This window comes from Streptomyces sp. NPDC059010, from assembly GCF_042740355.1.
Lineage (GTDB): Bacteria > Actinomycetota > Actinomycetes > Streptomycetales > Streptomycetaceae > Streptomyces.
The window spans coordinates 72461-84427 of sequence record NZ_JBHYJA010000049.1 but is presented as its reverse complement, the minus strand read 5'-3'; the positions used below and the strand labels follow the sequence as shown (position 1 = coordinate 84427).

The window sequence follows — 11967 nt, the reverse complement described above, 5'->3', positions numbered from 1 at the left end:
CTTGAGGTAGCGCAGCTCGCCCTCACCGCCCGCGCGGGGCGCGATCGTGTGGCTGGTGGCCCCCGGGACGTGAACCGTGGGACGTGAAACCTGACCAGGCATTTCGAGACCCCTTCACTCTCCACTTCGGAGGCATGGCCTGCGCCCGCAGCGGGAAGCATATTTGATTTGGACAGCGGTGGCCTGTTAGCCGTCGACGAGGAAGCGGAGACGCGGTGCCCCGCTTGACGCGTCAGGGCCCGACGCGGGTGAAGCGGGTGGTGATGGTGAGGGTCGTGAGGGCCTTCATCAGACCGAGCGGGTTCGCCGTCATCCCGAAGTCGCGGCGGGCGATGTCGACCTCGGCGGTGAGCGTGACGGCGTTTTCGGAGGCCTCGGTGGCCCGGGCGGTGAAGCTGAGGGGCCGGGTCCGGCCGCGTACGGTGAGCTCACCGGTGACCTCCGCGGACGCGGGGCCGCTCGGGGTGACCCGGATCGCCGTGAAGACGAACGAGGCGTGGTTGGCCACGTCGAAGAAGTCCGCCGTCCGCAGGTGCGCGTCCCGCTTGGTGATCCCGGTGTCCACGGAGGCGGCGTCGACCGTCAGGGTGCCGTGCGCGGAGCCGTCGGCGAGCACTGCGCCCTCGCCGGAGAACCTGGTGAACGCTCCCTTGATCTTGGCGAGGCCCCAGAATCCCGTGTGCTGGAGGGTGATGGACGAACGGTCCGAGTCCAGGGTCCAGCGGCCGACGGCGGCTTCCGCAAGCGGTGCCATGGGTGCGGAACGGTTCGGGCTGTCGTACATGTTCGGTCGCGTCTCCTGGAACGGCCCGACGGGGCCTGCCGAGTGGGTGGGCATCAGCAGGCTATGAGCAGCGAATGAGACGTGACATGTCTTCCTGTCTGGACTTCATGTCCGATCGTCTCGGGTGCTTGCCTTACCGTGAGCGCATGGATGTTCTCGCCGACGTGGTCACCGCCATGCGCACCGGTCGCTCCTCGTACGGCCGCGCGGACGTCCGGGCCCCCTGGGGGCTGCGCCTCACCCGGTCCACCGGGGCGGCCTTCCACCTCGTCCTGCAAGGGACCTGCTGGCTGCTGCCGGATGGTGAGCCGCCCCTCGCGCTGGGGCCAGGGGACGCCGTGCTGTTGCCGCGCGGTGCCCCGCACGCCGTCGCCGACCAGCCGACGACCTCACTGGTCGACGTCGACCTGAAGACCTCCGGCAAGGCGGACCTGCCACCCGGCTTCGATCCGACCGGCGGGCAGGGGCCCCGCAGCCTGCTCCTGTGCGGCACCTACCGGCTGGAGCGGGAGCGCCCCCACCCCCTCCTGAGCACTCTGCCTGACGTCGTGCACCTTCGGGCGAGTCCGGGCGGACACCGCACCCTGCACACGGCGATCACCCTGCTCGGTGAGGAGATCGACGCCGACCCGCCAGGTTCTCGCGCGGTCGTCCCATCGCTGGTGGACGCCGTTCTGGTCCTCATCCTGCGCGCCTGGCTGGAGCAGCAGGGCGACCACCCGGCCCACGACTGGTCCAAGGCTATGGCCGACACCGCCGTGGCGCGGTCGCTCGAACTCATCCACGCTCGGCCCGCTCACCCCTGGACGGTGGCCACCCTGGCCGCCGAGGTGGGTCTGTCCCGGGCGACGTTCGCCCGCCGTTTCGCCGAGGCCGTCGGCGAACCCCCCCTCACCTACCTGGCCCGCTGGCGCATGACCACCGCCGCCCGCCTGCTCCGCGAGGACAGCGGGCCACTCGCCGGCGTGGCCCAACAGATCGGTTACACCTCGGAGTTCGCCTTCGCCAAGGCGTTCAAACGGGACTTCGGCCTGGCACCGGGCGCTTACCGCCGCCAGGCCACCGCCGGTCCCGAGACCGCCCAGCCCTGACCGCTCAGCGGCTCAGGCTGCCGCCGGCTTCTGGATGCGCGGGTGGTTCTCCAGAGCCCGGTGCACGGCCTTCGCCGGACGTCCGAGCAGGGTTTCCAGATCATCGGTGATTCCTGCCCGCGGTGCTCGCCGTGGTGGTCGTGCCGAACGCGGCGAAGTCCTCGAGCCTTCCCTGATCCGCGGGGTCTTCCGACCCCGGCTTCCCCTCAGGGAGCCGGGGTCGAGGGCGCCTCGCCGGGAGCCGCGGCGTCGGCCAGACAGGAGCGGACGATCTTCAGCACCGCGCCGTCGAGATCGGCGAGCCCAGACGCGGTCCCCGGGCGGGTGAGCAGACCGCCGAGCACCATGTCGACGAGACTCGCGCCGACCTCCTCGGCCGTGTGCGGTCCGGACGGGTCGAACCAGGTCCAGGCCCACTGGGCGGAGCCCATCATCAGCAGGCTCTGGAGGTTGGGGTCGCCCTCGCGGAACTGGCCGCTCTCGGTTCCCTTGCGCAGGATGTCCCGGACGAGGCCCAGGTACTCCCCGCGCAGACGTACGCCCTCGCTCATCGTCTCGTGGTCCGCGAGCCGGGCGATCTCCCGCTGGAAGGCCACCGTGGCGTCACGGTCGTGTTCCTGGTAGAGCACGAAGGCGAACAGCATCCCCGCGAGCTGTTCCGGCGGCGAGGACAGCCGGTTCACGATCAGGTATGCCTCGGCCAGCCTGCGGCGCATGTAGGACTCGTGGAGCGCGGCGAGGAGCCGGTCCTTCGTGCCGTAGTGGTGGACGATGGTGCCCTTGGAGATGCCCAGTTCCGCCGCGATGTCGCTGAAGTTGGTGCCGTCGTAGCCGGACTCTGCGACTCTGCGCGTGAACGACTCCAGGATGTGGCCCGACCTGCCCGGGGCGCCCCCACCCGCGCGCCTAGCAGCCATTTCAGGTCCCTCCATGCTCCCGACGACGAACGCTCCCCACCCTATCCCGTCGACTGACCGTACGAGCGACCAGTCAGGCAGACACGGTGAAGGCAGGGAACGGCTCGCCGTCCTCCGGGCGCAGGATCGTCAGGGTCAGTGCCGTCCCCGGTGGCGGGGCGATGGCGGCTCCCAGGACCGGTGCGTGCAGCCAGGGCCCTTCGGCGAGTTCGACCAGTGCCTGGATCGTCGCGCTCCCCGCCTCGCCCGGCGTCGACACCGCGGCCACGACCCGCGCCGTACCCACGGTCTCGGCCCATCGCAGGTCCCGCGACTCGCAGGCCGTGCACGCCTCGGCGTCGGGGCGGCAGTGGTGACCGCACGCGTCGCAGCGGCGGATCAACAGCACGCCCTCCGTGAGCCCTTCGAACCACGCCGCTGATGCCGCGTCCCGGCGGGCGGTGATGTGCACGGTCATGGAGAGCTCCTTCAGGAGACGTGCCCGGCGCCGAGCACCAGGGTCGCGTGGTGGTCGAGGACGCCGCCGTTGCCGCTGACCAGGGCGATGTCGTGGCGCGGGACCTGGCGGCCCTCGCCTGCCTCGCCTCGTACCTGCTGGACGGCTTCGACCAGGGGGGTCATGCCCCAGAGGTAGAAGCCCGACAGCTGTCCGCCGCCGGTGTTGGTGGGCAGTGCGCCGCCGGGGGCGAGTGCGCCGGAGGACGCCAGTTCCCCGGCCTCTCCCTTCGCGCAGAACCCGTAGTCCTCCAGGGTGACCAGCACCGTGTAGGTGTAGCAGTCGTAGATCTCCCGGACGTCCACGTCGGACGGGGTGATGCCGGCCATCTTCATCGCGGCGGCTCCCGAGGCGGCGGCTCCGGTGACGAGGCCGAAGTCGCTGCCTCGCTCCATCACGTATCCCGGGTGTGCCTGGCCCCAGCCCCACACATGGACCGGTGGCCTGGGCAGGGCGGCGGCGCGCTCGGCGGTGGTGACGACCACGGCGGCGCCTCCGTTGGACACCACGCAGCAGTCGAACAGGTGCAGTGGCTCCACCACCCAGCGCGACCGGTGGTAGTCCTCCAGGGTCAGCGGGCTCCGGAACTGTGCGGCGGGGTTGTGCGCGGCCCACTGCCGCTGCCCGACCGCGACGGCACCGAGGTGGTCGTTGGTGACGCCGTAGTGCGCCATGTAGCGGGCGGCGGCCACGGCGTAGCGGTGGTTGACGCTGGTGAATCCGCCCGCTGTCTCCGCGCTGCGGAAGCCGGTGGCGGTGAGCGAGCTGGAGAGGTAGGCGTCTCCGCTCCGGGCGTTCTCGCGCAGCGGCGCGTCCGCGAAGACGCAGACGACGGTGGTCGCGGCGCCGGAGAGCACGGCCGCGGCGGCCTGCGCGACCATGATGCCCGCGGAGGCGCCGAAGGACTGCACCTGGGAGAGCAGGGTGAGGTCGCGCAGGCCCAGGCGCTTGGCGAGGCCCAGGTCGAGACCGGGGCTCTTGCCCGCGTTGATCAGGAGCCCGTCCACGTCCCTCAGGTGCAGGCCGGCGTCCGTCACCGCGAGCCGTACCGCCTCGTCGGCGAAGTCCGCCGCGGTACGCCCGTACACCTTGCCGACCTCGGTCAGACCGAGGCCCGCTATCGCCGCGTGGCGGCCGCTCATCCGGATCTCCCTTCTTCAGAGCACTTCGTCAGAGCACTTCGTCAGAGCACTCGGCAGAGCACTCGTCAGACCGTTCGTCATATCGGTCGTCAGGCCACCGCGGTGGTTCGGCGTGCCCGCGCGTTGCGTTCGCGTGCGAAGTCCAGGGCGTCGTCCCAGGTACAGCCGCGGTTGATCATCACGCGGTACTTCATGATGTGCGTGGGGTGGTCGACCGCCAGCGCGCCGGTGAGGCGTTCGCCGGTGCGGTAGAGGGCCACCCATCGCCCGTCCGCCGGGTCACCGCTGACGACCTGGACCTCGTCGGCGTGGGAGATCCCGACGAACTGGATGCGGGTGCCGTACCAGTCCGACCAGAAGTAGGGGACGGTGGAGTACGGCCGGGCCTCCCCCGGGTTCAGGGCGTTGACGGCGGCGATGGCGCCCTGCTCGGCGGCGCTGGTCCAGTGTTCGAGCCTCATCGGCTGTCCGAACAGCGGGTTGTGCCAGTGCGCGACGTCACCGGCGGCGTAGACGCCGGGCACGGACGTGGCCAGCGTCTCGTCGCAGCGCACCCCGTCGGCGAGCGCGACACCGGAGCCGTCCAGCCAGGAGGTGGCCGGGTCGGCGCCGATGCCGGCGACGACGAGGTCCGCGTCCAGGGTGCTGCCGTCCGCGAGTTCGACGCCGATTCCCTCGTCGCCCCGCCGGATCGCCCGCACGCCCACCCCGCGCCGCAGATCGGTACCGGCCCGGTCGTGCAACGCGGCGCAGGCCACGCCCATCTCGTCGCCCAGCGCCCGGCGCAGGGGAACGTCGGCGGCCTCCACGACGGTCACCGGCAGGCCGCGCTCACGGGCGGCCGAGGCGACCTCCGAGCCGATGAAACCGGCGCCGACGACGACGATCCGGGCTCGGTCGTCGAGCGCCCGGCGCACCGCCGCCGCGTCGTCGGCCGTGCGCAGGGTGTGGACGCCCGCGAGCCCCTTCGTTCCGGGCAGGACCCGGGCGACGGCTCCCGTGGCGATGACCAGCGCGTCGTACGGGACCGGGGCGCCGCCGTCCACCAGGACCGCACCGCCTTCGGTGTCCAGGCCGCTCGCGCGGGCGCCGAGTCGCAGGTCGACGCCGAGTTCGCGGCGCAGGGTGTCCTCGGAGCGGAAGGTGGTGTCCGGCGGGCCGCCGGGCGTCTTCGCCAGGTACGCCTTGGACAGGGGCGGACGGTCGTAGGGCAGGTGGTCCTCGGCGCCGATGAGCGTGATGGAACCGGTGAAGCCGCTCGCGCGGGCGCCTTCGACGGCGCGCAGTCCGGCCAGGGAGGCGCCGACGACGACCAGTCGCTGTGGTGTGGTCACGGCTGTCGGTCCTCGGCCAGCCGGAGTGCCTCGGTCGGGCAACTGTTCACCGCTGCCTGGATCTCGGCCAGCCTGCCGCCGGGGACGACGTCGGACCTGAGTACGAGGGCACCGTCGTCGTCCACCTCGAAGACGTCGGGCGACAGGGATTCGCAGATGCCCAGTCCGGTGCACTTCCCGCGGTCGAGCAGGATCTTCATGGTCGGGTCGCCTCCTTGGCGTCGAGAGGGCTGAGCGAACGATGGGCTAGGCGGACGGTCCGAGCTGGACGGGGAGCCGCCGGATTCCGTTGATGAAGTTGGAGCGGAACCGCTCGGGTTCGCTGGCGAGCCGCATCTGCGGGAAGCGGGCGAAGAGCCGGCCGAGCAGCACCCGTGCCTCCATGCGGGCCAGGCTGTTGCCCAGGCAGAAGTGGGTGCCGGTGCCGAAGGCGAGGTGGTTGACCGGGTTGCGGGTGATGTCGAAACGGTCCGGGTCGGCGAACACGGCCTCGTCGCGATTGGCGGAGCCGTAGAACATCACGACCTTCTGGCCCTCCTCGATCCGCTGCCCGCCGAGGACGGTGTCGCGGGTCGCCGTACGCCGGAACTGGATCACCGGCGCGTGGAAGCGCAGCACCTCCTCGATCGCGGACGGCAGCAGCTCGGGGTCGGCACGGAGGGCGTCCCACTGGTCGGGGTGGTCGCCGAGCGTGAGCACGGCTCCGGTCAGCAGGTTGCGGGTGGTCTCGTTGCCGGCGATCACCAGCAGCTGGAAGAAGCGGTTCAGGTCCCCGGTGGACAACCGTTCACCGTCGACCTCCGCGTTGACGATCGTGCTCCAGATGTCGTCGGTGGGGTGCGCGCGCTTGGCCCGGGTCTGCTCGGCGGCGTACGCGAACATCTCGGTGAAGGCGGAGACGAAGGCCGGCAGACCGCCGTACGAGGGGTCGTCGAGCCCGACCATCCGATTCGTCCAGTCGTAGAGCAGACCCCGGTCGGCGGAGGACACCCCGAGGACGTCGGCGAGGACGCGCAGCGGCATCTCGGACGACACCTCCTCCACCAGGTCGATCTCGGTGCCGGGCTTCAGGTCCGCCACGATGGCTTCCGCGTGGGCGTCGACCGAGTCGAACATGCCCTTCACCATGCGCGGGGTGAACGCCTTGCTGACGATGGACCGCAGCTTGCCGTGGTCGGGCGGGTCGATGTTGAGCATCATCTGCTGGAGCGCGGCAAGGTCCTTCGGCCGCTGGTCCCGCAGGAACGTGGCTCCCGCGTGCGAGGAGAAGACGGCCGGCTCGCGGGAGACGGCGAGGACGTCCTCGTACCTGGTCACGGCCCAGAAGCCCGGTCCGCCGGCGAAGCCCTCGGAGGGCGGCTCCTCGATCCAGGCCACGGGCCGAGTCCGGCGCAGCTCCGCGAACAGGTGGTGCGGGACTCCGTCGCGGTAGGTGTCCGGATGCCCCAGATCCGGGCCCAGCGTCTGAGTGATCACTCGAACTCCTCGAATCCGTCGTCGTTCTGAACGTGCTCATTGATACTGACCGTACGTACGGTCTAACGTAAGCACGCAGCCTACCCGACGGTCAACCGCTCACGTGAGAACGGCGGGGCCGGAACACCAGGAAGGTCACCTCATGGACAGCACGATGCAGGAGGCGGAGCTGCTGGTCAGCGGCATCTTCCGGCACGGGGCAGCCGTGCACGCGGACAGCCGCGTCCACCACTACCGGGGAGACACGACCACCTCGACGGCCTTCTTCGGTCTGGCCGAGCGGACCGAGCGGCTGGCCGCCGCACTCGCCGGACTGGGGATCGGGCGGGACGACGTGGTCGCCACCCTGGCCTGGAACACCCCCGCCCATCTGGCGGCCTACTTCGCCGTCCCGGGCATGGGCGCGGTGCTGCACACCCTGAACCTGCGGCTGCACGACGACCAGCTCGTCTACATCGCGGGCCACGCGGCCGACAAAGCGGTCATCGTGGACGCGGATCTGGTGCCGCAGCTGCAGCGGATCATCGACCGGCTGCCGACCGTCCGGCACGTGATAGTCGTCGGCGAGGCACGGCTGGAGGCCCCGGAGTGGGTCGCCGTGCACGACTACGAGACCTTGCTGGACGCCGCCCCGCCCGGCTTCGACTGGCCGGAGCTGCCGGAGCGTTCGGCTGCCGTCCTGTGCTACACGACCGGCACCACCGGCGCTCCGAAGGGGGTGGCGTACAGCCACCGCTCGATCTATCTGCACACCCTGCAGATCTCCAGCGGCAGCGCCTACGCGATGAGCGACGCCGACCGGGTGCTGCCCATCGTGCCGATGTTCCACGCCAACGCCTGGGGCTGGCCGTACGCGGCCTGGCTGGCCGGGTCGGACCTGATCATGATCGACCGGTTCCTGCAGCCCGCCCATCTCGCCCGTGCGATCGGCGAATTGAAGGCGACCGCGGCGGCGGCGGTGCCGACGCTGTGGAGCGGACTGGACGAGTACGGGGTCGGCGCGGGCACGGACTTCAGCAGTCTGCGGCTGGCCGTGGCAGGGGGATCGCCGTTGTCGGCGGCGCTGGCGGACAGCTTCCACGCCCATCACGGGGTCCGGCTCACCCAGGGCTGGGGCATGACGGAGACCAGCCCGCTGCTGACCTTCTCCCGACCGCCGCACGGCACCCCCGACGACCAGGCGACCGGGTGGACCACCCGCAGCGGCCGGCTCGTGCCCGGGGTGCGGGCCCGTGTGGTGGACGAATCGGGAACCGAACTGCCCTGGGACGGCAAGACCGTGGGAGAGATCGAGCTGAGCGGCCCGACCGTCACGGGCTCGTACTTCCGGGCCACGGCCGAGGAACAGGCCGACAAGTTCCGCGACGGCCGACTGCGCAGCGGCGACCTGGGAGTGATCCACCCCGGCGGCTGGGTGGAGCTGAAGGACCGGCTCAAGGACGGCATCAAGAGCGGCGGCGAGTGGATCTCCACCGTGGAACTGGAGAACGCACTGACCGGACACCCCGCGGTGGCGGAAGCCGCAGTGGTGGGCGTACCCGACCCGCGGTGGGAGGAACGGCCGCTGGCCTGCGTGACATTGCGCGAGGGGGCGACCGTGACCCCCGAGGAACTGCGGGCGTTCCTGACCGGCCGGGTCGCCCGCTGGTGGCTGCCGGAGCGCTGGGCCTTCGTCGAGAGCATCCCGAGAACGAGCGTGGGCAAGCTCGACAAGAACCGGATCCGACGGTCCTACGCCGATCAGGAGCTCGCGGTGACGAAGCTGGGTTGACCGCACGTTGACGCACGTTGACGCAGGTCGAGGCGCCCCGACTCGGACTTGCGAGAGAAAACCGATCGGTCTACAGTGATGGAAACCGATCGGTTTTCCACTCTGTGCATCGCGACCGCCGTCAACACGCTGGTCCCCTGAGCCGAAGAGAGTATTGACAATGAGTGAATCTTCAGCGCAGAAGTTCTACGCCCTGAACATGTTCGACGTGGTCGACGTGGAGAAGTACCTCGGGTATTTCAGCCGACTTCCCGAAGTGGCCCCGCAATACGGCGGCCGCATAGTGACGTTCGGCCGTTTCCGGAACAGCGTCACCGGTGACCTCGCGCCGCGGCAGGTTCTGTTCGTCGTCGAGTGGGACTCCGAAGAGGCATTCAACAGCTTCCGCGACGACCCGGAGTTGGCCGACCTGCATCCGCTGCGGGAGGACGGGACGGCCTCCTACATCTGGCAGACGTTCGACGGCGTCGAGATGAGCGACCCCGCCAGCGTTTCGGTCGACGACGTCCTGGCGGTACTCAAGCCCTGACACCCACGTCATCGCGGAGCCCGATCCAGATGAGCCAGCCGACGCGCCGTCGGCTGGCTCGTGGCGCCCCCGCCACGTCCGGAGGCGCCGACAGGGCCAGACGCTCAGCGGCGCAGATAGACGGACTTGTGCTCGACGTACGCCGCCAGCCCCTCGGGGCCCAGCTCGCGCCCCAGTCCGCTGGCCTTGACGCCCCCGAAGGGTGCGCCGAGGTCGATGTTGTAGAAGTTCACCCCGACCGTGCCGGTGCGCATCCTGCGGGCGACCTCCAGGCCCTTTTCCTCGTCGGAGGTCCAGACGGTGCCGGCCAGGCCGTACGGGGAGTCGTCGGCGATCGCCACGGCCTGGTCGACGTCGTCGTACGGAATGACCACCAGGACCGGGCCGAAGATCTCCTCGCGGGCGACGACGGCGGAGTTGTCCACGTCCGCGAAGACCGTCGGCTCGACGAACCAGCCCCGCTCCAGGCCCGCGGGCCGGCCGCCACCGGTGACCACCCGTGCGCCACCGGCCCGGCCGGCGTCGATGTAGGACTCGACGCGGTCGCGCTGTCGGGCCGAGGCCAGCGGGCCCACCCGGGTGGCCGGGTCGGACGGGTCCCCCACCCGCAGGGAGACCGCGAGGGCCGCGACGGCGTCGACGACCTCGGTGTAGCGGCTGCGGGGCGCGAGGATGCGGGAGCTGGTGTAGCAGGTCTGTCCGGTGTTGAGCAGGCAGGCCCAGGCGAGTCCGCGTACCGCCTGGCCGAGGTCTGCGTCGTCCAGCACGATGGCCGCGCTCTTGCCGCCGAGTTCCAGCGTGGCGGGCCGCAGCAGCCGCCCGCACACCTCCCCGATGGCCCGTCCGGCTTCGGTGGACCCCGTGAAGGCCACCTTGTCGACGCCGGGGTGGGCGACCAGGTACGCGCCGGTCTCGCGACCACCGGTGACGACGTTGACGACCCCGTCCGGGATCCCGGCCTCCTGCGCGGCGTCGGCGAGTTGGAAGGCGTCGAGCACGGTCTCGGGCGCCGACTTGACGACGACGGCGCAGCCGGCCGCGAGGGCGGGCGCGACCTTGAACATCATGAGCGACTGAGGGAAGTTCCAGGGGACGACGACGGCGACCACCCCGACCGGCTCGCGGCGCACCACGGTGGTCCCGGGGCCGGGGAACGCGGGGCGCCGCTCCTCCTGCGGGGTGGTGCGGGCCAGTTGGGCGAAGTAGCGCAGAGTCCGGGCGGGTCCTGCCCCCTCCACCGGGCCGGACACCGCGATCGGCATGCCCATTTCGGCGGTGACGATCCGCGCGGTCTCCTCGGCCCGCCGTTCCAGCGCGTCGGCGAAGCGGTCGAGGGCCGCCGCCCTGGTCTCGCCGTCCCAGGACGCCCACGGCGACGCGGTCAGCGCCTGCCGGGCCGCGGCGACGGCGGCGTCGACGTCGGCGGGGGCGGTGTCGGGCGCCTCGCCCACCGGCTGCTCGGTGAAGGGCGAGATCACCGTGAGGGTGCCGGACGCGGTACTCGGCCGCCACTCGCCTCCGATGAAGAGGTGTTCGCGGCGGTGGCGGGGCTCGGTCCGCGGAGGCGCGGGATCCGACGGCGTGGTCTGCGCTGACATGGGTCAACTCCCAGGAATCAGTACGGGTTTGACGGTCACGCCGGATGCGGCGTCCCGCTCGGCGGTGTTGATCTCGCTGAGCGGATAGGTCCGCACCAGGCGTTCGATGGGAAAGCGGCCCTGCCGCCACAGTTCGATCAGCTGGGGTAGGAAGCGGCGGGGTACGGCGTCGCCCTCCAGGATTCCCGTCACGGTCTTGCCGGTGGACAGAGCGGCCGGGCCGAGGACAAGGTCCCGGGACTGGGCTCCGACCAGGCCGATCGTTCCCCTGACCCGCAGGCTGTCGACTCCGTCCCTGATCACCTCCGGAACCCCGGTGGTGTCCAGGACGTAGTCGGCCCCTCCCCCGGTGATCTTGCGGAGCCGGCGGGGTACGTCGTCGGCGTCGCCCGACAGGACAGATGTGGCGCCGAGTTCCTGGGCCAGGTCGAGCCGGCTCTCGTGCAGGTCGACCGCCACGATCGTGGCGGCTCCGGCGACCTTGGCCGCCATGACGGCCGCCAGCCCCACGCCGCCCGCACCGAACACCACGACGCGCGAACCGGCGCGGACGCCGAGGGCGAGCAGGATCGATCCGGCACCGGTCTGGATGCCGCAGCCCAGGGGGGCGAGAAGTTCCAGCGGCAGATCCGGGTCGACGACGACCGTGTTGCGTACGTCCACGACGGCGTGGGTGGCGAACGAGGACTGGCCGAACCAGCGCGAGGCGACGGGCTTGCCGTCGGCGTCGGGGGCCCGGGCGGCCCCCCCCCCGGGGTCGGCGCGGCGGTGGGGGGGCGGTGTGTACGGCCCCGCGTAGGCGGGGTGTGGGGGGAGGGAGAGAGAGCGG

At 71.2% G+C, this 11967-nt stretch carries 12 protein-coding genes; 3 read left to right on the top strand and 9 right to left on the bottom strand.

Going from position 1 to position 11967, the window contains the following annotated elements:
* Positions 1-232: 232 nt before the first annotated feature.
* Positions 233-754 (bottom strand): YceI family protein, encoded by a 522-nt coding sequence (locus tag ACFWYS_RS38075; RefSeq protein WP_384779385.1) that lies wholly within the window; start codon positions 752-754, stop codon positions 233-235.
* Between the two features lie 176 nt (positions 755-930).
* Here ACFWYS_RS38075 and ACFWYS_RS38070 point away from each other — a divergent pair, with 176 nt between their 5' ends.
* Positions 931-1875 (top strand): AraC family transcriptional regulator, encoded by a 945-nt coding sequence (locus tag ACFWYS_RS38070; protein WP_384779382.1) that lies wholly within the window; start codon positions 931-933, stop codon positions 1873-1875.
* A 206-nt stretch (positions 1876-2081) separates the two neighbouring features.
* Here the strand turns inward: ACFWYS_RS38070 and ACFWYS_RS38065 are convergent, their stop codons facing one another.
* From ACFWYS_RS38065 to ACFWYS_RS38040, 6 genes are all read right to left on the bottom strand, one after another.
* Positions 2082-2792 carry a TetR/AcrR family transcriptional regulator gene (locus tag ACFWYS_RS38065; RefSeq protein ID WP_384779379.1) on the bottom strand — a complete coding sequence of 237 codons (711 nt, stop codon included), beginning with the start codon at positions 2790-2792 and terminating at the stop codon, positions 2082-2084.
* 73 nt (positions 2793-2865) lie between these two features.
* Complete coding sequence (locus ACFWYS_RS38060) at positions 2866-3249, bottom strand: Zn-ribbon domain-containing OB-fold protein (protein WP_384779377.1); 384 nt, start codon at positions 3247-3249, stop codon at positions 2866-2868.
* 11 nt (positions 3250-3260) lie between these two features.
* Entirely contained in the window at positions 3261-4430 is a 1170-nt protein-coding gene (locus ACFWYS_RS38055; RefSeq protein ID WP_384779374.1) for a thiolase family protein, read from the bottom strand.
* 89 nt (positions 4431-4519) lie between these two features.
* Positions 4520-5764, bottom strand: coding sequence for an NAD(P)/FAD-dependent oxidoreductase (locus tag ACFWYS_RS38050; RefSeq protein WP_384779371.1), 1245 nt, complete (start codon positions 5762-5764; stop codon positions 4520-4522).
* Positions 5761-5964 (bottom strand): ferredoxin, encoded by a 204-nt coding sequence (locus tag ACFWYS_RS38045; RefSeq protein ID WP_381307436.1) that lies wholly within the window; start codon positions 5962-5964, stop codon positions 5761-5763. The genes ACFWYS_RS38050 and ACFWYS_RS38045 overlap by 4 nt, the downstream gene beginning before the upstream one ends.
* A 46-nt stretch (positions 5965-6010) precedes the next feature.
* Complete coding sequence (locus ACFWYS_RS38040) at positions 6011-7240, bottom strand: cytochrome P450 (protein ID WP_384779367.1); 1230 nt, start codon at positions 7238-7240, stop codon at positions 6011-6013.
* Between the two features lie 142 nt (positions 7241-7382).
* Here ACFWYS_RS38040 and ACFWYS_RS38035 point away from each other — a divergent pair, with 142 nt between their 5' ends.
* A complete protein-coding gene (locus tag ACFWYS_RS38035; RefSeq protein WP_384779364.1) occupies positions 7383-9011 on the top strand; it encodes a long-chain-fatty-acid--CoA ligase in 1629 nt (542 codons plus the stop codon).
* Between the two features lie 160 nt (positions 9012-9171).
* Complete coding sequence (locus tag ACFWYS_RS38030) at positions 9172-9540, top strand: DUF1330 domain-containing protein (RefSeq protein WP_384779360.1); 369 nt, start codon at positions 9172-9174, stop codon at positions 9538-9540.
* Between the two features lie 104 nt (positions 9541-9644).
* Here the strand turns inward: ACFWYS_RS38030 and ACFWYS_RS38025 are convergent, their stop codons facing one another.
* The gene (locus tag ACFWYS_RS38025; RefSeq protein WP_384779357.1) at positions 9645-11138 is read right to left on the bottom strand and encodes an aldehyde dehydrogenase; all 1494 of its coding nucleotides are present in this window, start codon (positions 11136-11138) and stop codon (positions 9645-9647) included.
* A 3-nt stretch (positions 11139-11141) separates the two neighbouring features.
* Positions 11142-11967 (bottom strand): zinc-binding dehydrogenase (locus ACFWYS_RS38020; RefSeq protein ID WP_384779354.1); only part of this gene is annotated, 826 nt, incomplete at its 5' end.